Origin of the sequence: Candidatus Palauibacter australiensis (assembly GCA_026705295.1) — a bacterium.
Classification (GTDB): Bacteria; Gemmatimonadota; Gemmatimonadetes; order Palauibacterales; family Palauibacteraceae; genus Palauibacter; species Palauibacter australiensis.
In genome coordinates, this window is the sequence record JAPPBA010000067.1 from 1 (window position 1) to 24,157 (window position 24,157).

Below are 24,157 nucleotides of genomic sequence, written 5' to 3' on the forward strand. Positions count from 1 at the left end.
GAGGGGCGGACATCGAGGTACAGGCCGTTGCCGTCGCAGTACCGTCCGGCCTCGCCAACGTGGCGGACGAAGGCGGGCGAGAGCGCGTTGTGGGGGTGCCGGCCGCGCGGCTTGCGCTTCGGGGGTCGTTGTGGGAGCGTCATACCCACCATAATACACACCACATGGTGGGAGATGCAAGGGGACGGAGCTAGCCGGCCCGGGACGACGGTGACGCCGGTACGCCGCGACAAATCAATATAATCAAGCAAGTTATGGACGATATAGGACGTGGCTGCACGACGTGAGCGTCTTATGGAATACAGCCCCGCGGGAACGTTTCGACGCGGATGGCGCGGATCCTCCGGACCCACGACGGATGAACGAGACGCTCAGGGACGAACTGCTGGAGATGGCACGGCGGGACGAGGCCGTGCGGGCCGAACTCGTGGCCTCGGGTGAACTGTTCGGCGGCTACGAGCCTCGGATGGCGCGCGTCCACGAGCGGAACGCGCGGCACCTTGGCCGGATCATCGAGTTGGTCGGATGGCCGGGAACGGACCTGGTCGGCCCCGAAGGCGCGGAGGCCGCGTGGATCATTCTGCAGCACGCGATCGCGGAGCCCGGCCTGCTCCGGCGAGCGCTTCCTCTCCTCCAGACCGCGGCGCGCGAGGGAAAGGCGTCTCCCCGACACGCGGCGATGCTGGAGGACCGGATCCGCTTCTTCGAGGGCCGGCCGCAGCGCTACGGAACACAGTTCGACTGGGACGCCGACGGGAAGCTCTCGGCGGGCGAAGTGGACGACCCGCAGCGGCTCGATGAGCGGCGCCACGCCGTCGGACTCCGGCCGCTGGCCGAGCAGATGGAGGAAGCGCGCCGCCGGGCGACGGCCGAGGGAGACGGGCCGCCGATGGATTACGAGGCGTACGCAAGAGCCCGCGACGAGTGGGCCGCAAGCGTCGGCTGGCGCGCCCACTAATAGGCGACACCGCTACGCCAAGGCCGAGACGGCGATCGAGAGCCCGAGGGCACCGAGAACCGAGGCCGCGGCGCGATCGATGTAGAGTCGCGCCCGCATGTACCGCGCGGCGACCGCCTGAGTGCTCATGCAGAAGGCGAGCGTCGTGTAGAACACGATCTCGACCACTAAGTGGTTGGCGACGATCACGAGGCCGTTGGCCGGACTCAGTCCGGCGGGAAAGATCGCGACGATCACGGCGGCCGCGAAGAGCACGGACTTGGGGTTCGAGAGGTTGATGAGAATCCCGCGGAGGAAGGCTTGGCGTTGGGGGGCGGAGCGGGTCCGCGGGGATTTCGCGGCGCTCGTCCACATCCGGTAGGCGAGATAGAACAGGTAGAGCGCCCCCGCCGTTCTCATGGACCCGTACAGCCACGGCAGCCGCTCGAAGACCAGCCCCAGCCCGCCAGCGGCGAGCAGCGTCCACGTCGCGGCCATCGCACCGAGACCGGCCCCGACGGCGATGCCGGCCGCCCGCCCGGAGCGGAGCGCGGTCTGGACGGCCACCAGAAGGGCGGGCCCCGGGCTCGCGATCGCGAACAACAAGGCGACGTTGAACGCAACAAGTTGTCCCGGCGTCATGTGCCCAAGATCGCACATCCGTCACGTTGACGCGCAACCCGGCCCTCCAATTACCCTCGCGCGAGAGGGAGGCCATACTCCTCACGAAGGAGGCGCGCCTTGCGCTCATCGAATGCGAGTCGCACGCGTCCCGGGCCAAGAGCCGGCGGTGGGCCGTCGAGTCCGTGGCCCCGCCGCACCGGCGGGAGGGAGTGGAGGAGGTGGTCGAGTCCGTTGGGCGGGCGGCCAGCGACGCCTTGGACCACGCCCGCCGAGCGAAAGAAGCGGTGATCCGCGCACGCCGCGGCCGTGAGGCCTTGGCGGCTCAGGAAGCCGAGGAGCGGGCGCGGCGTGCTCACGAGCGCAGGCAGAAGGCCTCCCGCGAGCGGGCTAGGGCCGAGTGGGAGCGCGACCGCGCCGAGCTGCGCGAGCACGCCGAGCGACTTCGCTCGTGATTGCGCTTTCCGCACCGGTACGGTTCAACGTCGGCTGGCGCGCCGACTGATACGCGACGCCGCTGCGCCGCCAAGGTGCGGGTTTCTCGCCGGAGTCAGTCGTCGCCGAACACGCGGTCGGGGCCCTCTTCCAGCAGTCTCGTGAGTAGCCGGAAGCAGATCGAGAGGCAGATGAAGCACAGGATGACGCCCGCGAGCGCTACGTAACGCCCCCAGCCCGGCCCGAACCAGGCCAGCATTCCACCGCACACCGCCCCGGCGCCACAGCACACCAGCGTGACACGATACCACTTCGGCCAGTACTTCGGCGACCACCTGCGCGACCACTTGCTCATGGCGGTTACGGGACCGGGCGGAAGAGGCGGATGACGTCGCCGGCGGTCATGTCGCCCACCTGGCGTGCGAGGCCGGCCTCGCGGGTGGAGGCGATGGCCTGTTCGAAGCGGCGGATCTCGCTCTCGGGAAGGTCGATGATCTCGACGCCGGCTTCCTCCGCCATCCGCAGGCCGTCGGCGCCGGCGCGCGCGTAGGCGGTGGCCCCGGCCATCGACAGGGAGGCGTCGGCGGCTTGGTCGATCCAGCCCCGTTCCTCGGGTGAGAGGGAATCGTAGACCGCGCGATTCATCAGCAGGACGAACGGCAGGCCGGACGTGGGGAGCCAGGTCGTGAGGTAGGCGGCCGGCTCGTGAAGCTGGAACGTCCCGATCCCCGACGGGGAGATCGCGACGCCGTCGATGACGCCGGTGGTCAGGCTCTGGTGGACCACGGTGCCGGGCTGCATGACCGCGCTCGCGCCCAGCGCCTCGATGAACGGGATGAGGCTCCGCGTCGACACCCGGATCTTGAGCCCGTTCATGTCCTCGAGCGTCCGCACCGGCCTCTCGCGCGTGAGCAGCACGGGAGCGTCGTTGGCCCACAGCCCCAGCACCTTCGCGTCGTACTCCGCCTCCAGCACCGGTCGGGCGCGCCCCATGGCCTCGGTACACTCCACCGCGGTCTTGCAGATGCCGGGGAAGCCGATGAGGTCGGTCTTCGGAAAGAGGTCGGCGGTGTAGGCCGGAATGGCGAGGGCGATGTCGGCCACGCCGCTCCGCAGGATCGAGTACTGCGCCGGCGCGGACGAATTCAAGGCTCCGGCGGGGAACTGCCGGACGGTGAGTCTGCCGCCCGAGAGTTCCGCGAGCTTCTCCGCCAGCGGCGTGAACATGTCCCCGGTGAGGACGTGATCCGCCGGCAGGAAGTGCGCCAGCGACAACTCTCTCGTACCGCTCGTATCGGACGTTTCCCCGCACCCGCCCGCGACCCCGCCCGCGGCGCACAATCCGAGGACGAGCGTCGCCCTCGCACGCGTCATTGCCCGTGTCACTGCCCGCGTCATTGCACGCGTCATGGCCGGGACTCGCGCTCGGGGACGGCGGAAACTCGGAGGGTCAGGATGTCCACGTCGTGAAACTGCCGGTGGCGGACGGAGGAGGCGAGATGCCGGAGCAGCCGGAGCGAGATCTCCTGCTCCACGTCGGCCGCCGGGGTGTCGGCCTCGAGCCAGGCCAGGCGGTCCTGGAGGTTGAGATCGTCGCTGTCCTCGGCGCCGACCCGGAACTCCAGCACGGCCTCGTCGTCCTCCACGCTCGCCGTCAGGAGCAGTTCGCGCCTCCCATCGTCCGGTGTTCCCTCCGCCTCGTCCGCCTCGTCCGCCTCCTTCGCCGCCGCCGCCTCCCGCGACTCCAGGAGCGTGAGCAGCGCCTCCTCGCTCGCGGCTTCGAGCCGGTCCAGGACCGGCGCCAGCCCGTGCCGGGCCGAGAACGCCTGGATGAACTCCCGGAGCCGGGGCAGTTCCGCCATGTCGAGCGTCCCCCGCAGCCGGCGCTTCCGGCGCGCCGTGAGCCCCGTGAGCAGCAGCGCCACCAGGCCTCCCGTCGTGAGCCCGCTGCTCAACAGCCCGCCCGCGAACTCCGCGAAGAATGCGGGAAAGATCATGTCGAACTCGCAGGCGACGCCCGTCCAGAACGAGACGCCCGCGATGAGGCCGTTGCGGGGGTTCGCCCCGATGCTCCGAGCGACCTCGCGCATCCCGACCGTGAACAGCGTCGCCATGATCACGGCCATGGAGGCGGCCACGACGGCTCCGGGAATGGCGAGAATGAGGGCGAGCGCCTTGGGGACGAAGGCGAGGACGAGGAAGACGAGTCCGGCCGCGACGCCGACCCGGCGCGCCGCCACGCCCGTGACCTCGATGGCGGCCACGGCGTTCACGTTGAGCGTGTTCGGCATCGTTCCGGCCAGGCCCGCGAGCAGGTTCCCGGCGCCTTTCGCGGCCACGGCACGCTGCACGGAGCGATAATCGACCGCCCGCGCCCGGCGCCACGACAGGCGCTGGGCGGCGACCGCGACGGCGACCGACTTGGTTGTGCCGACGAGCGCCACGAACAGGAACGCGGGCAGCAATCCCCAGAACGCGGGGCCGAAGCCGATGTCCAGCGCGGGCGGCCCGCCCGCCGGGAAGCCGATCCAGTCCGCGTCGGCCACGAGGCCAGTGTCGTAGATACCGAAGGCGGCCCCGGTCACGGAGCCCGCGAGGATGCCGATGGCCGGGGCCCAGAGGCGGAGGGTTCCTCTCGTCCGGAGCGCGATTCCGAGGATGGCGACGATCGTCACGGCGGCGCTCAGCGGCGCGGCCGGCACGGGGGCTCCCGGCGGCAACTCGTTGAGCATGCCGAAGAGGATCGGCATCACGGTGACGGGAAGGAGCATGACCACCGTCCCTGTGACCACGGGCGTGAGCACCCGGTGCAGGAGCGAGAGCCGCGCGGAAAAGGCCGCCTGCGCGAGCGCGGAGAGGACGACCAGCGTCGCGAGCAGCCCCGGTCCTCCCTGGATCAGCGCCTCCGCGCACACGCCGATGAAGATCGCCGAACTGACGTGCGGCAGCGCGTACCCCGCCCCGATCCGGCCCACGCGCCGGCCCTGGAGGATGGTGGCGACGCCGCAGGCGAGGACGGAGGCGAACACCGCCCACAACACGAGTTCATCGGCGCCCCCCGCCTGGAACACGATCGTCGGGATCAGCACGGCCCCGTTGATCCCCATCGCGGCGAGCTGCAGGCCGAGACCGAGCGCGACCGGCCCCGGAACCCGGTCCTCCACCTCGTATCGGAGGCCGCCCGCCGCGCTCATCCGTGGGTCCTCATCCGTACAGCCTCATCCGTACATCGCGTTCGGAAGGAACGTGGCGAGGCGCGGGAAGAGCGCGATCAGGATCAGCGCCACCAGCATCGCGAGCCAGAACGGCAGGATGCCGCGGAACATCGTGCGCACCGGCACGTCCGGGGCGACGCCCTTGACCACGAAGATGTTGAGCCCGACGGGCGGCGAGATCAGTCCCATCTCGAGCGTGACCACGATCATCACCCCGAACCAGATCATGTCCACCCCCAGCGACTCGAGGATCGGCTGAACGAGGGGCACGGTGAGCACCAGCATCGCGAACCCGTCCAGGAACGTACCGAGCACGATGAACATGAGCAGCACGAGCACGACGACCTGGGCGCCCGAATAGCCCTGTTCGCCGACCCACTCCGCCGCGACGAACGCGATCCCGGTGAGTCCGAGGAACACCTTGAACACGAACGCGCCGAAGAGGATCAGGAAGGCCGTGCCGCTCGCCTTCAGCGTGCCGTTCACGACCTCGATCGCGGTTTTCCGGTTCAGCGCCCGCCGCGCGCAGGCCGCGACGAGCGTCAGGCACGCGCCGACGCCGGCCGCCTCGATGGCGGAGAAGATGCCCGCGTAGATGCCGCCGATGGTCACGATGACGATGCCGAGGATCCACGCCGCGCTCGCGGTGGCCCGCAGGCGCTCCCGCCACGGAACGGCCGTCTTGGCGTGGGGCGCCTTGTCCGGGTCGCGGCGGACGACGATCCAGACGGCGAGCACGAAGAGCAGCGTGAGCGCGATCCCGGGCACGACGCCGGCCATGAACAGGCGGCCGATGCTCTCCTCGGTGACGATGCCGTAGATGACGAGGCCCGCGGAGGGCGGGATGAGGATGCCGAGCGTGCCGCCGGCGGCGATGGCCCCGGTCGCCAGCGAGTCGTCGTACCTGAACCGCCGCATCTCGGGCAGGGACACGCGGCCCATGGTCAGCGCGGCGGCCAGCGACGAGCCGGAAAGCGCCGAGAATCCGGCGCAGGCGATGATCGACGCGGACGCGAGACTGCCCCGGAAGCGGCCGAGCCAACTGTGGGCCGCGCGGTACAGGTCCTGACTCATCCCCGAGACCACGGCCAGGTTTCCCATCAGCATGAACAGCGGCAGGATGGTGAGGGGATAGCGGGAGGCGACGGCGAAGGTCTCGCCCGCCAGCACGGCCGTGACGGCGCCCGGGCGGACCGCCGCGATGCCGCCCACGCCGACGACGAGCATCGCCAGCCCCACGGGCACCCGGATGAAGAGCAGGACGAAGAGGGCGAGAAAGCCCACGAGGGCGATGCCGGTCCCGTCCATCACGCGTCCGGGTCGTTCATTCGGCCGGCTCGTTGGGGTCTTCCGCGTTCCACGCCGCGAACCCCAGGAGAAGTTGGGACAGGAGCAGCAGTCCGTAGGCGGCGAGCGACGCGCCGAGCGCGTAGTAGAACGGCAGGTGCGGGATCGATACGCTGCCGGTGACGGCGCCGCAGGGAAGGCCGCAACTGCCGTGCGCGAACAGCGCGTACGCGGCCGCGCCGGTCGCGCCCACGCCGAGCAGCCGCGCGATGGCATCCGTGACGCGGGTGACGCGCCGGCCGGCGAGGCGCGCGAGCAGGTTCACGCACACGTGCGAGCCCTCGCGCGCCCCGTAGGCGACCGCCGCCGCCACGACGACGGCGAGCGACATCGTCGAGACGTCCTCGATCCAGAGCAGGGAATCGTTGAGGACGTAGCGCCAGAAGACCTCGGCCACCGTGATGGCCAGCAGCACCGCAAGTGCGACCCCGCCGGCCACGGCGAACGCCGCCGCAACCCGGCCGCAGAACGCCTCCGCGCTGGCGAAGGCGTCTCTATGGTCCTCGAAAACCGTCATGTCCCCCGCACAGACCGAGAGCTTCCGCGAATTCGCGCCTCAGAATAGCGGGTCGGAGCAGGTTTGCGTACGGAGCCTCGGATGCCGGGGGGGCGAACGCCGCGTTGGACGGGGGGCGCCCGCCGTCCGCGCTAGTACACGACGCGGTACGTCACGCTCAGGCTCCTCCCGGCCTCGGGCATGATCTCCTTCACCCGCGACAGGTGACGCCTGTACTCCGTGTTGCCGATGTTGTCGAGGTGGAGCGTCAGGACGTGCGGCCGCCCGGCGAAGGTGAAGCGCACGCCGCCGGAGAGGCCGAAGACCGCGTAACCGTCGGTGGGGTCCTCGAACCGCCCGGTCCGTTCCTGGCTTGAGGCCATCCGCGTCTCGGCCTCGATGAACCAGTTCACCGGCGAATAGCCGATCGCCACGCGACCCTGGAGCGGGGGCATGAACGGGAGGGGCTCGTCGGTGGCGCGGATCGTGCCGCGCACGTAAGACGCGGCGGCCTCCAGCTTGAATCCGGCCGGCACCGACCATTCGAGCTGGCTCTCGAAGCCGGTCAGCACGGCGTCCTCCCCCACGAACTGATAGATGGGGAGCCGTACGCGGCTGAGTTCCCCGGTCGCCTGCGGAAAAATGTAGCCCGCGATCGTGTTCCGAAACCACGTCGCCTCGGCGCTCAGGCGCTGTCCCGTGACGCGCCCGAACACGTCGATGCCGAGCCCCTTCTCCGTCTCGAGCGAGGGATTGCCGACGTCGTATGAATTGGCCGCGAGGTGCGGCCCCTCCGAGTAGAGTTCGTGTACATCGGGGGTACGAAAGGCGCGACCCACGCTCGCGCCGAGGGTGAACTGCCCCGTCACCGGCAGAAGCGCGCCCAGCGATCCGGAGACCGCGTCGAAGGAACGCGCGCGGATGTGTCCGATGTCGGAGGACGCGTCTTCCTCCTCCGGCTCAAGTTCGACCCGGTCGTAGCGGAGCCCGGCCTCGACCCTGACCGGATCGAGTCGAATCTCCTCGAGGACATACGCCGCCTGCGTCCTGCGCCGCGAATTCGGGGTGTACAGCGCGCCCGCGAATCCGAAGTCCTCCCACGAGACTCTCGCCCCGAAGGCCCCCAATGCGAACGGCCCCCATCCCGCGTGCCGCGCCCGGGCCTCCCCGCTCACGATCTCGCGATCGTATTGGGCGCCGAGGATGTCCGGGGGTTCCATCTCGTGGTGCCGGTACCACGTGTAGCCGGCATCGACTTCGATCGCCTCCAGGCCGTGCCCGGGCCGGATGACGCTGCGGAGCCGGCCGGCGGCTCTCTCCTGCTCCGTGCGCACCGCGTTCGTGTGGCCGCCGACGAAACCTCCGGGGATCCCGTAGTCGTTCGCGAAGTAGCGAAACGAACCGCCCGCGTAGCCCCAGTCGTCCACCCATGACGTGCCGGCCGCCACGCTCCGCACATCGGTCTGGGTTCCCACCAGCCTCCCGATCGGCGTTCGCAGGTCCCCTCCCTCGCGCTTCGAAACCTCGACGCGAAGCGGGATGTTCTCGGTGACGCCGACGGTGAGCTGGCTGCTCCCCCCGATGCCGCGGGTCGCTCCCTGCCCCTGAAGCGAGGTGAACCCGGTCGCGCGGCGAGGCACCGCCTGCGGGACCTCCTCCCGAATGACGTTGATCACGCCCCCGAGCGCGTTGCTGCCGTACAGAATCGCGCTCGGTCCGCGAATCACGTCGATCCGCCGGGCCGAGGAAGGGGCGAGCGCCGAGGCGTGGTCCGGGCCGCTGCTGAGGACGTCCCCCACCCGCTGGCCGTCTTCGAGCACGAGGATGCGGTCTCCGCTCAGGCCACGGATGACGGGCTGGGACGTGCCCGGCCCCATGCTGGTCACCGTGACCCCCGGGACCGATTCCACCGTCTGCGCGAGGGTTCCCGCGAGCTGCCGCTGCAGCGTCTCGTCCGAGAAGACGGCGGAAGGCCGGATCGCCTCGCTCACGGCCGTGGGACTCAGGACCGCCGTGACGACGATGTCCGGCAGGGAGATGGGGGCGACCTCGGAGGCCACCTCGACGGTGTCCGCGGCCTGCCGCTCGGCCTCCTGCGCGACGGGCGTCCAGCCCGCGGCGCCCGCCGGCATGCCCGCGAGGGTGATCCCAAGGAGGAGAAAGAGGATGTAGGAGCGTCTGGACATCGTCATGTGGGCCTGGTGCGAGGGTGGAGGTGAGGCCTGCCTGCGCCTGGCCGTAATGATAACGGATTATCGTTAAGCGGCAAAGGGGCGGGCCGACGACCTCCGATCGGCCGCAGTGGGGGCCGCGGGGAGCGGCCGGGTCAGAGGCCCGTCAGGTCACATGGCCGGGTCAGGAGTGCGTCACGCGCACGCCGCGCAGCGGCCGAAGAGAACCAGCTCGTGGCTGTCGACCTGGAAACCGTCCGGCGCCAGCGTCTCGACTTCGTCGGGGCACCGGTGGACGTCGAACGCCTGATCGCAGGAGTTGCAGAGGAAATGGTGGTGATGCGGACGGTCGGCCAACTCGTACCGAAGCCCGCCACCCGGAAGCTTCACTCGCGACAGCCACCCTTCGCCGATGAGGGTCTTCACGTTCCGGTAGACGGTCGCCACCCCGAGCGATGGCACGATCCGCTGGCCGTACTCGAGGATCTCGTCGAGCGTGAGCGGGCGCCCCGCGTTCATGAACACGCGGCGGATCGCCCGGCGTTGTCGGGTGTCTCGTTTCATCGAAGGTCGCCCCCCTCAGTTGGACGATAATGATAACGGTTTATCGCCCCCTGTCACGCGAAGCCCGACTCACATCCGCGCCCCGATCCCGCGCGGGCGTCGGCGGGGTTCAGGAGTCGGTTGGCCGTCGATCGCGTCGGCGAGCGTGCGCCAGGCCTCGGGAAGCGCCTCCGGCGGCAGTTGCTCGGAAGGCCGGTTCCATTGGCGCAGGACGGCGCGACGATACTCCAGGCCGCAGCGCGCCAGCACCCACTCCTCGTAGTCTGCGATGCGCCGAATGGCGGCGACGGTCAAGTCAACCGGTACGCGGGGCGACGGAGGCCTCTGTCCAGCCGGGACCATGCCGGCCTGCCAAATCGGCTCCTGGATCGTCTCCGACGGCAGCCAGACGGGTCGAAACCGGTAGCGGTTGAGGTAAACGCCGCCCTGCCGCGTGGTTCGGTACAGGACGCCGAAACCCCACAACATGAGGCGGTCGCCGGCGGGTAGCTCGAGCGTGTAGCAGCTCGATCCTGCTTCTCCCTCGGGCGGCCGTCGCTTGAGGAAGCCCGCGTCGAGCAGGAGGTTGCCTTCCGGACGCACGATGTCCCGGCCCCAGTGCCAGCACTGCTGGTGCAGCAGTGCCTGCCCCTTGCGCAGGGGAGCGCCGGAGATCGGGCTCACCGCCAGGCTCCGCCCCGGGCGCATGCCTCCCCCGTTGGGTGCTCGACGCCAGTCGAGTAGGCCGGCGAGGGCATTTCATATCTCCTTGCGGGGGAGGGAAGTGGAGGGCCGCGGGGGCCGGCGTAATGATAACGTGTTATCAATAACGGTCAAGGGAGGCTCGCGCCTCGCGTTCCCGACTCACATCCGCGCCCCGAGCCCGAGGTGGCGTCGGCGACTGCGCCCTGCGCGGTCCGGTTCCTCCAGCGGGCTTCGTTGGCGCGGATCGCGTCCTGGACGAACGCGGCGAGCCCCTTCCCTCGCTTCTCGAAGTAGGCTTCGAAGCGGGGATCGGCGGTGTACATCTCGGCGAGGTTCCGGTGCATGCCGTGGCTGCACGGGTAGAACCAGCGGTCGATGTGGCGCCGGTGCTGCTCGGCCAGGTCCATCGCCGCGCGGCCGGCGGCCTGGGCGCCCTCCGCCATCAGCGCGGCCAGCCGGGCCACCGCGGTCTCGCCCTCCTCGGTGATCCGCGCCCAGTCGTCCTTGCCGTACCTGCGGATACGCCGCATCGACTCCTGGTAGGCCTCGCTGCCGCCCCATCTCCGCTCGACCTCCTCCTCGTACCGCGCGTGGTCGAACTCCTCCAACCCCTCGAACATCTCCGTCCGGTCCATCTCCGTCTCCTCATCCATCGCCCTCAGGGCCCGGTCGACCCCTCGGATGATGCTGTCGGTCCTCCGCTGTCGTTCCCTGAGCAACTCCCGCTGCGCCTCCAGCGCGCTCCGCCGGTCGTAGGCGGGAGCGTCGAGCAGCCGGCCGATCGCGTCCAGGCTGAACCGCAGTTCGCGCAACAGCCGGATCTGGCGCAGCCGCTCGAGGTCGTCGTAGGCGTAGAGCCGATAGTCGTTCTCCGCCCGCCCCGAAGGGACGAGCAGCCCGATCCGGTCGTAGTGGTGCAGCGTGCGCACCGTGACGCCGGCCAGCCGCGCCACCTCCCCCACCGTATGAAGTTGCCCCGTTTCCATGCCCCCCACGGTAAACCCTCACGTAACGTCAGGGTCAAGAGGAGTGTGAGATGTTCGCCTGCAGCCGCCACGATCGGTTGTTGGTCGTCTTGGCTGAAGCCACCACTGCCCGCGAACTCGTACTGGAGCCGTACCCGAGAATACGAGAATACGTCCCGGGGTACGCCGCATATCGGCACGATCCCCTCCAGGGCCAAGGTAACGGAGGCACAAATGATTGGTCGCAGGGACTTCAGGTATCTGGCGCTCGAAGCGGTGGTGGTGCTGTTCAGCATCATCGCTGCTCTCTTCGTGGACAGTGCCCGAGAAGAACGCGCCCGGCGCGCGTCGGCTCAGGTTGGTGTCGAGCGTCTCATGCTCGAGGTCGAACGGAATCTCGACGAACTCAGCGCGATGCGGGACGACGTGGAGACACGGCTGGGGCAGATCCGCACCCTGCGCGACGACGCACCGGCCGATGCCGGGCTCGCGGAACTCATCGACCGCTTTCAGGGCTACCGCACGCCGGACCTCGCCGAGGCCGCCTGGGAACGCCTGTCTGGGGGCGACCTGGCGGGCGAGGTTGACCCCGAGCTGCTCGCGGACGCGTTCCGGCTGTACGAATGGAACCGCCAGTTCGACCAGCTCGATCAGGAGATCAGCCGCTTCGTCTACAGCGAGACCTTCTACCTGCCGGAGCGCCTCGATACGGCGCTCGCGATCTCTGAGCGAATCAAGGAACAGCTGCTGTCATGGGCGGCGGTCGCCATCCCGCAATTCGAATCGTTCCTCGAACGAGAGGCGTCGTAGGGGGGCGGCAGGACCGGCTCACCCCCACACGTTCCCGCGGGAACGTAAGACCGGTAGGCCCACGCGCGGGCCCGGGAAGAGGGAATCCCGCGCTGGGGTCAAACAACGATACCAGCCTCCGCTCGTCGCACGAGCCTGAGGACGGCTTCGGAGCCGGCGGAACTGGACGTGGCCAAGTCGAGAGGCGACTCACCGTCGAGTAACGGATGCGGACGCGTCAGGAAGTCATCGATCCGTGCCCCATCGCCGCGGAACGCGCGCGCCACGGCGTCAACGAGAGGCTCTGAATCGTCCAATTCAAGGAGTCGGGCGAGGGTCCCCCGCTTCATGGTTCGACTCGAGGGGCTGGGGAGCTGCGGGGGAGGGTGCCGGGGTCGGGGCCGGGTGCCTGGGCGGACCGTGGCAGGGTGTCGACTTCGACGTCGGCCGCGGCGGCGGCGCGAGGGAGTGAGGCCCGCGCCTCGAGCTTCCCGACCGCGGCGGAGATCGCCTGACCCGTGGCGTCCCGCGTGCCGAGGCTCCTCCGCACCTCGCGCAGCCGGGGGAGCGCTTCAACGGCGTGGATCTCGGCGAGCGCGTTCGCCGCGTGCGCGCCGGAAGATCCCTGGAGCGCGTGGCCGAGTGCCGCGATAATCTCCGCCCTGTGTCCTCCGTCGTACGCCTTGAGGTGCCCGAAATCGCCGCCGAGCGCCGCGCCCACGGTCACGACCAGCTCTCCTTCGCCCAGTTGCCGCAACGCCTCGGCGACCCCGTCGCGGAACCGAAGGCCGGCGGCCTTCCGCGCGTCGCCGAGCAGCGGGATGAGCGGCGCGACCGCGTCGGCGTGCCGAATCGCCGCAAGCGCCTCGACCGCCGGCAGCCGGAGCGCGGGGTCCTCGTCCCAGAGCACATCCGCCAAGGCTGGAATCGCCGCGGGGTCGCCGAGCCGTCCGAGTTGCGCGGCCGCGTCGCGTCGCGGGGCGTTTCCTTCCCAGAGGACGTACTTGTTGATGATTCGGCCCCCGGGCGCGCTCAGACGGCGGACGTGGAACGGGACATCGTCCGCGTCCGCCCTTCCCCCGTGACAGACCTGCCACAGGACCTCCGTGAACAGGTCGAACAGGTTCCGAAGCCGCGCGAGATCCTTGATCGCTCCAAGTGCCTGGAAGTGGAGTTCGTCCATCCCGTCCGGGTACCGGCCGAACCACCCGTCGCGACCCTTCACGGTAAGCTGAATCTTGGGCTGGGCCTGGATGAGCCGACGGACCCTGGCGTTGCCGAAGAGCCGCCGCAGGCGCCGCGGCGCGTTGCCCTTGATCACGAAATCCCGGTCGAACCGGGAATGGCCGACCTCGACGTCCTGCATGCCCAGCGCCTTCCCGAACCCGCTGAAGACGCCCGCCCGGTAGATGTCGAACCGGAACCCCTCGGGATTGAAATAGGGTGCGCGAAGTCTCGTGAACGTCTGGTTCGTCTTGCCGTCGCCCGACGTGAAGGTGTCGAGCGTGAGGGTCCAGTCGCCGCTGCGGGCCTGGACGGCGGAGTGGCCGAACAGGCCTCCGTCGTGGAACTGCCCGTCCAGTTCGCTGGAGAGCTGACGCCAGACCTCCTTCCGGCTCGGTCCGAACAGGGCTCTGAGGAAGTTCATCGCAATCTCACCACGGGGTGCTTCACGTTCAGGTCCGTCTTCCGGTGCAGGTCATGTACGGTTACACACAGCCAGCGGTTTTCGTCCACCGAGTACGTCACGCGCAGCCGCGGCGCCGTGCCCCTGCCGGGCGGGTTCAGCGGCAGGGCGGGGTCCGCCTCGTTGAGGCACAGGCAGAACGCCCGTTCGCCCGCGGTCCGGGGGACGAAATAGCTGGAGCCGTTGCTGCGCTCGGTCCAGTCGATCGGGCGCCCGGCCACCCGCCCGACCTCGCAGATGAAGAGGTTGATGTGCTGCTGGCCATCGCGGCCGGGGGCGTAGTAGCGCGTCGCGAAGTTTTCGACTGTCGGGAAGCACGTGCCGCCGGGGATGAGCAGCTCGTACTCGGCGTCGGCATCGTCGTCCGGGAGGACGCGGAGCGCATAGTCATGGTAGATGAAGTCCTCTACGTGCGCGCCGCCCGCGAAGATGCACGCGCCGCGCGCCACGGCCGCGAAGGGGAGCCACTCCCGCACCTTCTCCCGGCCGAGCACGTCGCCCACGACGTTCCGCACCTCCGGAAGGAGGGTTGACCCGCCCTCGAGGATGACATCATCGATGCCGTCGGCGGGGATCCCGTGACGCGTGCGCAGTTCCGTGAGCAGCGCGTCGAGCAGCTCCCGGATCCGGACGTACAGGCCGTTCGCGGCGAGGATGTCGTTCAGGGCGGGATAGTCCAGCTTCCCGTACGATTCGTTGCGGAAGGTGAAGTCGCCCTCGTTCCCCGCGCTCGCGAGCAGCTTCACGCGCTCGGCCTCCCAGCGGAGCGCGACCCCCCATTCAGGCCAGTCGCGCAGGGCCGAGGGGACGAAGCGCTCCAGGATCCAGCCGTCGATGTCGTCGCCGCCGAGTTCCACCGCCTGCTTCGCGAGCACCTCCGCGCGCCCGGTCTCCACGGTCTGCGCGCCGTGGGTCCTCACGACGGCGGCCTCCATCGATCCGCCCCCGAAGTCGAAGGCGACGAGCGTGGTGGGACGCCCGACGTCCACGCCGTAGCCGAGCGCGGCCGCCACGGGCTCGTCGAGCGTCCGGAAGACGATCCCGGCCGGTTGCCGCCGAAGCCGGGCCCACATGCGCGCCCACCAGTTGCGGCGCTTCAGGCGCCGGATGATCGCCTGCAGCTCGGCGCGGTACGTCTCGTAGAAGCCGCTCGGCGTGGCGATCGTGATGTCGGTGATTTCTTCCCCGAATCGCGTCTCAAGGGCGCCGATGACCTCCCGCAGGAAGAGCGCCGCGACGTCCTGCGCGGTGAAGGCTCTCCCGCCGGCACGCGCCAGCGCCCGGCCGCTCTCCGTGCCGAGGTAGCGCTTGAAGCCGCGCGCGAAGCCGGTGGCCTGTCCGTCCCAGTTGTAGGTGACGGCCGCCTGCCCGATGAGGACTTCCTCGCCGTCCCCGTCCATGACGCACACGCACGACGGCATGACCGGCGTCTGCGTGACGGGCTCCAGCTTCGCGAGGTCCGGCAGGTTCACGATGTGCGGCCGGCCGGACCGGTCTTCGCAGATGGTGGTGTTGGACGTGCCGAGATCGATGGCCCAGTGGGTCGACATGGGCCGAATCTTACCCTAGTTCACGCGGAACGTCACCCACTGCGAGACCCAGACCGCGGTGACCCTGTCGCGGTTCTTCGCAGGACTGAACCGCATCGCCGGGACGACCCTGCCCGCCGCCTCGTCGAGCAGGGGATTGCCCGAAGATGTCTTGATCTCGGACCGCTCGACCCGGCCCTCCTCCGACAGGTAGATCCACAGTTCGACGCGCCCTTCGATGCCGGCGTCCATCAGCGCCCGTGGGTATTCCCGCTGCAGCACCTGCAGTACCTCCCCCACGTTCAGCAGCACGGGGGGCGTGTCGTAGGGGATGACTATCGGACGCTCGGACGGGTCGGGGGTCGGCGGACGCGGAGGCAGGCCCCTGGGGGCCCGGTCCGGAGTCGTCGGCGCGATCGTGATGTCCGGCGAAATGTCGACGGAGGCGATCCTAGGCGTGGCGGGACGCGCGATCGCTTCCGGCGGGGGCGGAATCCTCACTTCAGGCGGGAGCCGGATCGACTCGATCTCGTTGGTGACGGACCCCATGTCCGCGGCCTCGAACGGCTGCACGAGGATGAAGAGCCCGATGTGGAGAAAGACGGCGACCAGCAAGCCGATCCGTGTGAAGTTCGTACTGGCGCGCTTGAACCTGTCGTTCGCGGTGAGCCGAATGCCGGTGTCGTCCATCAGAATCACCTCCCGGTTTCCGGCGGCCCCTTCAGAGGCCCACCGCCGTTCACGCCTCCGGTTGTCCCGCAACCCGATTCTCCTCCCACCACCCCATCTCTTTGACGGGCGTTCCCGCGGGAACGTCACGGACCGTTTCGGGCGGGTCGGCTCCAGAGGTCCGCTCCAGAGGTCAGCTCCAGGGGAAGGGGGAGTGGCTGGTGGGGTGGAGCCGGCCTGCGGCGAACCGTGCGTAGCGGAAGGGTTCGAGCAACGCCTGCGGCCGGCCCATGAGTTCCTTCGCGACGAGCGCGCCGACGCCGATCATCTTGTAGCCGTGATTGGAATCGGCGATGAAGTAGACGTTGTCTGCGAAGGTGTCGAACACGGGGAAGCTGTCCGGCGTGAAGCTGCCGATGCCGCCCGATGGCTCCTTCTTCATGAGATGGTTCCGGCCCTCGAACCGCTCCTGGCAGAAGGCGAGCGCGGCGGTCCAGAGGCGGTAGAAGCCCTCGCCGACGACGAAGTCGGGGGAGAGCGGCCCGTAGGGGTCGACGGCCACCTCGGAGCCGGGTTTGTCGATCTTGAAGGGCATCGCGCCGCCCTGCACGCCGCCAAAGTGGAAATCCGGCTTGTAGTAGATGCCCCACGGGCCTTCGCTCACGAGCCCGCGCTCGTCGCGGAGCGGCTCGTCGGTGTCGACGTGCACGACCGGCGGCAGACGGCCCTCATTGTCGGTGAGGGTTCCGGGATCGACGTCCAGCGTGCCCTCCTGGAGCGCCCAGTAGCTCCAAGTCGGCACGTCGCGCAGGGCGCCGCCGCGCAGGGTGCCGTCGCGCAGGGCGCCATTCGGAACCCGAATCTGGGTGACAGCGGGGAGGTCGAGCATCGCCCACTGCCGCTGGACCCACGGGCCGGTGGCCACCACGACGCGCTCGCAGGCGATGGAGCCCCGGTCGGTGACCACGGCGGTGACCGCGCCCGAGGCGTCCCTTTCGAACCCCTCGTGAACGACGCCGGTGAGGAGGCGGACGCCCTCGGCGGCGGCCTTCGCCCACAGTCCCCCGAGGGAGGCCATGTTGTTCGCGTACCCGCCGCGGTGCTCGTGCAGCACGCTGGTGATGCCGCGTGCCTGCCAGTCGTCGAAGATGCGGCGCATGTAGGCGTGCGACGCCCGCGCGCCCTCGATGAACGTCGAGTCGTAGCCGATGGCCCGCTGCTGCTCGTGGATCGAAGCGACGTCCTCCCGCATCGCCTCGTGGCTGATCTGGAGATAGCCGACCGGGTGATACGAGAACCCCGCGGGATCGCTCTCCCAGACCGCCACGGAGTGGGCCATCAGTTCGCGCATGGCGGGCTGGAAGTAGTTGTTGCGGATGACGCCGCACGCGATGCCCGACGCCCCCGCTCCGATCCCGGTCTTGTCGATGATCAGGATGTCGCGGCCCTCGCCGCGTCCGGCCGCCCGGAGTTCGGAAGCCAGGTGCCAGGCCGTGGAGAGGCCGTGGATCCCCGCACCGATGATCACGAACCTCGCGTGCCCGTTGCCATCGCCGTACGCGTCGTCGTTCGCGTTCCCGCGGGAACGTGTCATGGGCGGCTCCATCCTGCCGGGCGCGTTGGAAGCCTACCGGGAGCGGACCCTACCGGGAGCGGTGGAAGAATACGGTTTCGGCCAGCCGCCGGAACACGTTCCAGCTCAGGAGTCCGGCCTGCAACGCGCGCGCCACCGGGAGGTGGTCGAACCCCCAGCGCGCGGCGCGTTTCAGGGTGTGGTTCGGGTACGCGCGGCGCACGACGTCGCCCGGGTGGGGGGCTCCCCGGCGGGAGCTGCCGGCGCCGCCCCCGTCGAGGTGATCCGCGATGGCGTCGGCCGCGAGCTTGCCGAACCGGTAGGCCTGGTGAATGCCGCCGGCGGTGAGTGGCGAGACCATGCCGGCCGCGTCGCCGACGAGCAGGACCCGGTCCGCGTAGAAGTTCCTGAGCCGGCCGCCGATCGGGATGACGCCGCCGCGCTTCTCCAGCACCCGTCTCCCGGACAACCCGAACAGGCCGTCGATCTTCTCGCTGAACCGGCGCATGTCCGCGCGCCCGTCCCGGTGGAGCGCCAGGCCCACCTGCGTGGCCCCGACGCCTGGCACGACCCACCCGATGTAGCCCGGCGCGCACTCGGGATCGATGAAGCAGTGCAGGCAGTCCCCGTCGCCGCCGCGGGGCTCGTACTCCCACTCCACCCCCTTGAGGAGCCGGCGGTTGCGGTCCAGTCCGAAGCTCTCGGCCACCCGGGAGCGCGCTCCGTCGGCCCCGACCAGGAACCGGCACGTCACGCCGGAAGCCGCGCCGGAGCCCGCGAGCGTCAGCGGGCCCGGGCCGGAGGTCGACGCCACGCCCTCGAAGGGGGCGCCGAACCGGACTTCGGCCCCCGAGCGGCGGGTCTCGTCGACGATGTGGCGGAAAAGCCCCGCCGTATCCGTCGCCATGAAGAAGTACGAGTCCCGCTCCAGTTCGACGAAGCGGTGGACCGGATCGTAGACGCGGACGCGTTGGATTCGGCGGACGAGCGACGCCGGGGCGGCCCACTCCTCCCACGCTTCCTTGACGAGGATCCCGGTGGTGTGAACGCGCTCGCCCGGCTCCGACTGCCGCTCCAGAACGAGGACGGAGAGCCCCCGCTCCGCCGCCCGCCGCGCGCAGGCGAGCCCCGCGAACCCGGCCCCCACCACGACGAGATTGTAGTCCGCCGACTCACGCGACGTCCCGACTGCCGTCAACGTCCCGCTCGTCCGCTCACGAGACGTTCCCGCGGGAACGCCGTGGCGGGCTCAGCAGCCGCAGGCGATCTCGGTCCCGGCGCGGGCTTCGGCGCCCTCTGTCGCGTAGCCGTCGCGTTTCCACCAGTCGAGGCCGCCCATGAGTTCTCGCACCTCGAACCCCAGGCCGAGGAGCTTGAGGGCGGTCTTGGTGGAGGCGTTGCAGCCGATCCCGTCGCAGTAGCAGACGTAGAGCCTGGACCGGTCGAGCGCCGCCGTCGTCTCGGCGCTGATCTCCCGGTGCGGGAGGTTCACGGCGCCGGGGATGCGCTCCCGGGCGTAGGCCTCGGCGGACCGTCCGTCGATCACGACGACGGGATCGTCCCGGTCCAGCGCTTCCTTGAGGTCCCACGCGTCGGTCTCGAAGGCGAGCTTCTGCTTATAGTGCTCCATCTGAGCCGTGTTCATGTATCGCTCCGAGTCAGGGGCCTCGCTCGTAGTACCGTAGCGCATCACCCGGTGCAAGTGCAGGCCGGTGACGCTCGCACAGAGTTGTCGCAATTGCCGTGATCGCCAACCTTAAGCCATGCGCACGATGAACCTCTCCCTTCCGGATCGGCAGCGCCTGAGGAAGCTCCCATGAACGTCTACATCAACCTCCCGGTTGCCGACCTCGAACGCTCGCGGGCCTTCTTCGCGGCTCTCGGTTTCGCCTTCGACGACGATTTCAGCGATGAGGCGACCCTGGGGATGGAGATCAGCGACAACTGCTACTGCATGCTCGTTACGCACGAGAGGTTCGCCACGTTCACGCCTCGACCCCTCGCGGATGCGCGCGCGGCGACGGAGGTCCTGGTCTCGCTCCAACTGGAGAGCCGCGGGGAAGTGGACGGCTTCATGGAGACGGCGCTCGCGCACGGAGCGGACGAACCGCGGGAACCGATGGACTACGGCTTCATGTACGCGCGCGCCTTCGCGGACCCCGACGGGCATATCTGGGAGCCGTTCTGGCTCGATCTCGAGGCGGCCCTCGCGGCCGGCCCCGTCGATGTCGACGACGAGGGCGCCTCGTGACCGAGGCACCGCTGTGGGCGGCACTCCTTGCTCTTCCCGCTCTGGCCGCGGTTGGCGTCGCGCCGGTCCAGGTTCCGTGCGAGGACTGGTCGACGGGACCGTTCTGGGAGAAGGCGGACCCGGCGGCGGTGAGGACGTGTCTCGCCTCCGGGTACAGCGTCGACGAGCGGTCCGCCCCGGGCGAGCGGACGCCCCTGCACCTGGCGGCGCGGTTCAGCGACGATCCCGACGTGATCGGGGTGCTGGTCGAGGCGGGGGCCAAACTGGAGGCTGCGACCCGCGCGCGTCGGACGCCCCTGCACTGGGCGGCCAGGTACAACGGGAACCCGGCAATGGCAGGGGCACTGCTGGAATACGGGGCGAGCGCTTACGCCGAGACCACGCACGGCCGCACACCCCTTCACCTCGCCGCCCTGGTCAACGAGAACCCTGCCGTCGTGGATGCACTCGCCAGCGTGACCGACGTCAACGTCCGGAAGCACGACGGAGGGACGCCGCTGCACGACGCCGCCCGAAGGATCTGGGACGGCCCGATGGGAAACCCGAATCCGGCTGTCGTGGAGGTGCTGATCAGGCGCGGCGCCGACCTGTCGGCGGAGACCGAGGGGGGGCTTACCCCAGCGGGGCGGGCGAGAGACAAGCGTCTGGCCGAGATGCTGCGGGAGGAGGAAGCGCGCCGGGAGGCGATACGGGCGCGGTTCCTTCAGTCCCTGGCGACGAGATGCGCGGTGGGGGTCCTGGTCCTCAGCCTGCTGGGATACCTGGTCGCGCGAGTCCGGAGAGCGCGCCGGGGTGTGTCCGGCGCCTGAATGCTCGCGGTTGCAACGATTCGTCGCGCATGATATGTAGATACTCGATCTACGTCGTACTTCTACATATCAATAAAACGGATGAAGAAGTTGATCTACAAGGAGTTGGTGGCGGCTTCCTCGCGCCCTCTGGTGCTCTCGATCCTCGCCGGCGGCGACACGTACGGCTACGAGATCATCAAGCAGGTGAAGCGGCTCTCCGGCGGCGACCTGGAGTGGTCGGGCGGGATGCTCTATCCCCTCCTGCACCGGCTCGAGAAGGACCGCCTCATTGAAGGCTACTGGGAACCCACCGACGAAGGGCGACCGCGCAAGTACTACAGCCTGACGACCCTCGGGCGGCGGCAGTTGGCCGCCGACCGGAAGAGCTGGCGGGCCATGTACGGAGTGCTGGAGCTATCCTGGCGAGGCGGCGATGTCTCGGCTGGATGACGGGATCCGGAAGTGGCGCAGGGGTCTGGAGGCCGGGGGGCGGTTCTCACGACGCGAACTGGCGGAACTCGAGGACCACCTGCGGGCCCACGCGGCCGACGACCGGGCGCGGGACGCACCGGCCTCCGCCGCCGCTATCGAGGCCGCCGCCCGGGATGAACTCGGCGATCCCAACCTGCTCTTCCGGGAGTTCGCGAAGCAGGACACCCCGGCGTGGCGGAGTCTCCTCCTGGGAGGGTGGGGACTGTACGCGCTGTCGTTGATTCTCTCGGATTTCGGCGCCGTGGCGTTTGAGCCGTTGCACCCGGACTTCAGGATGTCGGTCTCGTGGCAGGAGCTTCTGCAGCCCGCGCCGATCTCCGTGTGGGTCCTCGCGGCGTTCTCGGCCCTGCTCATGATGTCCACGGCCCTGGCCTTCCGGCGTGCCCGACGCTCGGTCGAAGCGTGGGTGGGCTACGTCGCTGGAGTCGTCGGCGCTACCGGCCTTGGAGTCGGAGCGTTCAACCTCCTCCTGCCCATCCCGATCCCGGTCGACGCCGAACTCGTCGCGTACGGCCACCTGGGTCTCTCCTACTGGGTGTGGTCCGCCTCCTTCACGCTGGCGGCCATCGCCCTGTGGCTGCGCGACCGCGAGTGGGCTTCCCCCCCGCCGATGGAATCGCCGAAGCAATCGCTGGCGTAGCGGGAGTCGAAGAATGATCGGCATCCTCGCGGACACGCCCCGCGATGCGGAACTCATGAGACGCGCCGTCGCCGGCGGCGTTCGCGTGATCCACGCGGCCAACGACCTCACGGTCGCCGACCTGGGCATCGAGTGTCTGGTGTTCGGCAGCCGCAGCGGGCTCCTGGCGGAGAGGATCGCCGTCCTGCGCGAGGTCGAGCGGAAGCTCCCGTGGGTTCCGGTGATCCTCGTGACGGACCGGAAGATCGCCATCGCGCGCCTCCTGAGCAGGGTGCAGGTGGCGGATCTCGTCTGGTTCGAGGACGTCGAAGGTCAGCTCGCCTCGCGCATCGAGTCCGCACGCGGCGGGTCCGCCCTGCTGCAGATGGCGGACAAGATCCGGCGGTCGACGGCGCCGCCGGCCCTCCGCTCCGCCGTGGCGCACGCCCTCCGGGAGGCTCGCCGCACGCCCGTCCGCAACGTGCAGGCACTCGCGGCGGCGGTGGACTGCTCGCCTGTGACGCTGTTTCAGCAGTTCCAGGCCCGCGCCCGCGGCCGGACGACGTTCAACCGGTTCCTCGGCGGGCTCGCCATCCTCCGGGCGCAGCAGCTCCGAGCCACCGGCGCGAAGTGGAAACAGGTGAGCGCGCAACTCGGACTCCCTCGGGAAACCCTGCGCCGGAAGGCGAAGAGGTGGCTCGGCTGCAATCTCCTCGAGCTGGAACGCATCCCTCCGAACCAACTCCTCGCCGCCTTCGCCCTGGAGCATTTCGCCCCCCTGCTCGACCCGCCGCCGCCCGACCCCGGGCACTGACACGGGTCTCCGGCCGGGAGGCCGTCCGGCCCTCTGGACAGACCATCCGATCTGTGCCGCAACCGTCCGATGTGACTCTTATTTCATATGGTTACGTCCTGTTCTATGGTCACGGCCGGACGCAGGTTTCGACCTCTCGACCGCCCCAACCGGGAACCCTGTCGACACGCTGCCTCCGGCGACACGACGAACATGCATTTCTCTCTGCAGCTCGAACCGCAGAACTGGCTCGCGGAAGGCAATCTGTATTGGATCCTCGGGTACGCGCTGCCCGTGCTGATGGTCGGCATGGCGGCCGGCACGGTATACGTCAACTCCGCAACGCACCTGTCCAACGTTCGGCGGGCGAGCCGCAGACTCGAGTCGTGGCTGAGGCTCAGCGACCGAGCCACGGAGGAACGGGCGGTTGTGCGCGGCGCCTCGACACGCGGCGCCGCCGCTGCATTCAACCGCTTCTACGCACGACTGTGGCTGCTCCTTCGGGTGCACCTCCCCAGACGCAGGTATCTCGACGACGTAGAAACGATTCGGAGACGCAACCGCAAGGCGTTCATCGACGCGCGGCTTCCGGCCCTTGAGAGCCGGGAAACGGGCGAACGCGGAGACATCGGATCTCTGGTCTCCGGTCTGCGGGACCGAATCAGGGTCATCCGTAGCAGGGGCGTCAACAAGGGCGTCCGTCAGGCTCTCGCCGTCGGTGCCGCGACATCGGTCATGGCATTCGCCATTGCGATGACGCAGGCCCCATCCGTCACGGCCGGACTTGCGGGACAGGGTCCCGCGGCGGCGGCGCTGGCGATGTTCCTCCTCGTCGCCATCGTGTACGTCCTGGGCGGGATCCTGCTGCGGTGGTGTCGAGCGGATCGACACACGGGGATAGGCGCCTTCGCCTGGGGGAGCTCCATTCCGCTCTACCTGGGCGTGAACGCCCTCGGTTTGAGCGCGCTCGGGATACCCGACAACGACAGGCTCTACAATCCGCTTACCGTTGGCCTGGCGGCGATCTGCATGGTGATGATGCTGGTAGTCCGGGAAGTCCTGTACCATCGATACCGCGCCATTGCGACCACCGCGGATGAGAAGCGCGCGAAGGAGCACCGAGTCGTCGGCGAAATACTATGGTTCGCCTCCGATGGCGGACGCCTGGAAGCGTGGCTACGGATCCGGATCGGCGTCTGCTACATGCTGGTCTTCGTTCACCTCCTCATCCCCCCGATCCGCGAAATGTCGCTCTGCGGAACCATGTGCGGCGACCTGGTCGCAATCACCGCGATCACCGCCGCGACCCTCACGGTCCCCCTCGCCGCGATGTTCATGGACGGAAGAACCCAACTCCCCACCACGACGTAAGCCTGTTCGATCTGCCGCCAAACTGTCCCATGTGACTGTCATTCATATAGCTACACCCTGTTCCGCCACAGCTGCCGGTCTGCAAGTTAAAATTCGAGACCACCGGGAAGGATAGATAGCCATGAAACATCCTCTACAGTTCATAATCAAGAAACACG

25 protein-coding genes and 1 pseudogene are annotated in these 24,157 nt (G+C 69.2%); 9 read left to right on the top strand and 17 right to left on the bottom strand.

Annotated elements, in window-relative coordinates; genetic code table 11:
• Positions 1–358: 358 nt before the first annotated feature.
• Positions 359–958 carry a hypothetical protein gene (locus OXN85_04595; GenBank protein MCY3599236.1) on the top strand — a complete coding sequence of 200 codons (600 nt, stop codon included), beginning with the start codon at positions 359–361 and terminating at the stop codon, positions 956–958.
• A 12-nt stretch (positions 959–970) separates the two neighbouring features.
• Here OXN85_04595 and OXN85_04600 read toward each other — a convergent pair whose 3' ends face one another.
• Positions 971–1,579 (bottom strand): LysE family transporter, encoded by a 609-nt coding sequence (locus OXN85_04600; protein ID MCY3599237.1) that lies wholly within the window; start codon positions 1,577–1,579, stop codon positions 971–973.
• 26 nt (positions 1,580–1,605) lie between these two features.
• Between OXN85_04600 and OXN85_04605 the strand changes: the two genes are divergently transcribed.
• Positions 1,606–2,013 carry a hypothetical protein gene (locus tag OXN85_04605; GenBank protein ID MCY3599238.1) on the top strand — a complete coding sequence of 136 codons (408 nt, stop codon included), beginning with the start codon at positions 1,606–1,608 and terminating at the stop codon, positions 2,011–2,013.
• Positions 2,014–2,108: 95 nt separating this feature from the next.
• On the opposite strand, the gene OXN85_04610 is transcribed toward OXN85_04605, so the two are convergent.
• The 9 genes from OXN85_04610 to OXN85_04650 all read right to left on the bottom strand — a co-directional run bounded on the left by OXN85_04610 (position 2,109) and on the right by OXN85_04650 (position 11,456).
• A complete protein-coding gene (locus OXN85_04610; protein MCY3599239.1) occupies positions 2,109–2,348 on the bottom strand; it encodes a hypothetical protein in 240 nt (79 codons plus the stop codon).
• Positions 2,349–2,353: 5 nt separating this feature from the next.
• Positions 2,354–3,367 carry a TRAP transporter substrate-binding protein gene (locus tag OXN85_04615; GenBank protein MCY3599240.1) on the bottom strand — a complete coding sequence of 338 codons (1,014 nt, stop codon included), beginning with the start codon at positions 3,365–3,367 and terminating at the stop codon, positions 2,354–2,356.
• Positions 3,368–3,399: 32 nt separating this feature from the next.
• Positions 3,400–5,187: a hypothetical protein gene (locus OXN85_04620; protein ID MCY3599241.1), complete on the bottom strand. Its 1,788-nt coding sequence runs from the start codon at positions 5,185–5,187 to the stop codon at positions 3,400–3,402.
• Between the two features lie 24 nt (positions 5,188–5,211).
• Entirely contained in the window at positions 5,212–6,516 is a 1,305-nt protein-coding gene (locus OXN85_04625; protein MCY3599242.1) for a TRAP transporter large permease, read from the bottom strand.
• 16 nt (positions 6,517–6,532) lie between these two features.
• Positions 6,533–7,072 (bottom strand): TRAP transporter small permease, encoded by a 540-nt coding sequence (locus OXN85_04630; GenBank protein ID MCY3599243.1) that lies wholly within the window; start codon positions 7,070–7,072, stop codon positions 6,533–6,535.
• A gap of 131 nt (positions 7,073–7,203) precedes the next feature.
• Positions 7,204–9,243: a TonB-dependent receptor gene (locus OXN85_04635; protein ID MCY3599244.1), complete on the bottom strand. Its 2,040-nt coding sequence runs from the start codon at positions 9,241–9,243 to the stop codon at positions 7,204–7,206.
• Between the two features lie 174 nt (positions 9,244–9,417).
• On the bottom strand, positions 9,418–9,786 hold the full coding sequence (locus tag OXN85_04640) for a transcriptional repressor (GenBank protein MCY3599245.1): 369 nt from the start codon (positions 9,784–9,786) through the stop codon (positions 9,418–9,420).
• Positions 9,787–9,855: 69 nt separating this feature from the next.
• The gene (locus tag OXN85_04645; GenBank protein ID MCY3599246.1) at positions 9,856–10,449 is read right to left on the bottom strand and encodes a hypothetical protein; all 594 of its coding nucleotides are present in this window, start codon (positions 10,447–10,449) and stop codon (positions 9,856–9,858) included.
• Between the two features lie 149 nt (positions 10,450–10,598).
• Positions 10,599–11,456 carry a MerR family transcriptional regulator gene (locus OXN85_04650; GenBank protein MCY3599247.1) on the bottom strand — a complete coding sequence of 286 codons (858 nt, stop codon included), beginning with the start codon at positions 11,454–11,456 and terminating at the stop codon, positions 10,599–10,601.
• Between the two features lie 213 nt (positions 11,457–11,669).
• Here OXN85_04650 and OXN85_04655 point away from each other — a divergent pair, with 213 nt between their 5' ends.
• Positions 11,670–12,245, top strand: coding sequence for a hypothetical protein (locus OXN85_04655; protein ID MCY3599248.1), 576 nt, complete (start codon positions 11,670–11,672; stop codon positions 12,243–12,245).
• A 325-nt stretch (positions 12,246–12,570) separates the two neighbouring features.
• Here OXN85_04655 and OXN85_04660 read toward each other — a convergent pair whose 3' ends face one another.
• From OXN85_04660 to OXN85_04690, 7 genes and pseudogenes are all read right to left on the bottom strand, one after another.
• Complete coding sequence (locus OXN85_04660) at positions 12,571–13,323, bottom strand: HEAT repeat domain-containing protein (GenBank protein MCY3599249.1); 753 nt, start codon at positions 13,321–13,323, stop codon at positions 12,571–12,573.
• Positions 13,309–13,872: pseudogene (locus OXN85_04665) on the bottom strand (DUF3137 domain-containing protein). The gene OXN85_04660 and the pseudogene OXN85_04665 overlap by 15 nt, the downstream one beginning before the upstream one ends.
• The gene (locus OXN85_04670; protein ID MCY3599250.1) at positions 13,869–15,461 is read right to left on the bottom strand and encodes an Hsp70 family protein; all 1,593 of its coding nucleotides are present in this window, start codon (positions 15,459–15,461) and stop codon (positions 13,869–13,871) included. The pseudogene OXN85_04665 and the gene OXN85_04670 overlap by 4 nt, the downstream one beginning before the upstream one ends.
• Before the next feature lie 15 nt (positions 15,462–15,476).
• Positions 15,477–16,130 carry an energy transducer TonB gene (locus OXN85_04675; GenBank protein ID MCY3599251.1) on the bottom strand — a complete coding sequence of 218 codons (654 nt, stop codon included), beginning with the start codon at positions 16,128–16,130 and terminating at the stop codon, positions 15,477–15,479.
• Between the two features lie 172 nt (positions 16,131–16,302).
• Positions 16,303–17,703, bottom strand: a complete 1,401-nt coding sequence (locus OXN85_04680; protein ID MCY3599252.1) for an FAD-binding oxidoreductase — start codon at positions 17,701–17,703, stop codon at positions 16,303–16,305.
• A 49-nt stretch (positions 17,704–17,752) separates the two neighbouring features.
• The gene (locus OXN85_04685) at positions 17,753–18,880 is read right to left on the bottom strand and encodes an NAD(P)/FAD-dependent oxidoreductase (protein MCY3599253.1); all 1,128 of its coding nucleotides are present in this window, start codon (positions 18,878–18,880) and stop codon (positions 17,753–17,755) included.
• A gap of 51 nt (positions 18,881–18,931) precedes the next feature.
• Positions 18,932–19,327 carry a rhodanese-like domain-containing protein gene (locus OXN85_04690; protein MCY3599254.1) on the bottom strand — a complete coding sequence of 132 codons (396 nt, stop codon included), beginning with the start codon at positions 19,325–19,327 and terminating at the stop codon, positions 18,932–18,934.
• Between the two features lie 171 nt (positions 19,328–19,498).
• Between OXN85_04690 and OXN85_04695 the strand changes: the two genes are divergently transcribed.
• From OXN85_04695 to OXN85_04720, 6 genes are all read left to right on the top strand, one after another.
• On the top strand, positions 19,499–19,933 hold the full coding sequence (locus OXN85_04695) for a VOC family protein (GenBank protein ID MCY3599255.1): 435 nt from the start codon (positions 19,499–19,501) through the stop codon (positions 19,931–19,933).
• The gene (locus OXN85_04700) at positions 19,930–20,742 is read left to right on the top strand and encodes an ankyrin repeat domain-containing protein (GenBank protein MCY3599256.1); all 813 of its coding nucleotides are present in this window, start codon (positions 19,930–19,932) and stop codon (positions 20,740–20,742) included. The genes OXN85_04695 and OXN85_04700 overlap by 4 nt, the downstream gene beginning before the upstream one ends.
• An 81-nt stretch (positions 20,743–20,823) precedes the next feature.
• Positions 20,824–21,174, top strand: coding sequence for a PadR family transcriptional regulator (locus OXN85_04705; GenBank protein MCY3599257.1), 351 nt, complete (start codon positions 20,824–20,826; stop codon positions 21,172–21,174).
• Positions 21,158–21,856, top strand: coding sequence for a hypothetical protein (locus tag OXN85_04710; protein MCY3599258.1), 699 nt, complete (start codon positions 21,158–21,160; stop codon positions 21,854–21,856). The genes OXN85_04705 and OXN85_04710 overlap by 17 nt, the downstream gene beginning before the upstream one ends.
• Before the next feature lie 13 nt (positions 21,857–21,869).
• On the top strand, positions 21,870–22,649 hold the full coding sequence (locus tag OXN85_04715) for a hypothetical protein (GenBank protein MCY3599259.1): 780 nt from the start codon (positions 21,870–21,872) through the stop codon (positions 22,647–22,649).
• Positions 22,650–22,841: 192 nt separating this feature from the next.
• The gene (locus OXN85_04720) at positions 22,842–23,999 is read left to right on the top strand and encodes a hypothetical protein (protein MCY3599260.1); all 1,158 of its coding nucleotides are present in this window, start codon (positions 22,842–22,844) and stop codon (positions 23,997–23,999) included.
• The last annotated feature ends 158 nt before the right edge of the window (positions 24,000–24,157 follow it).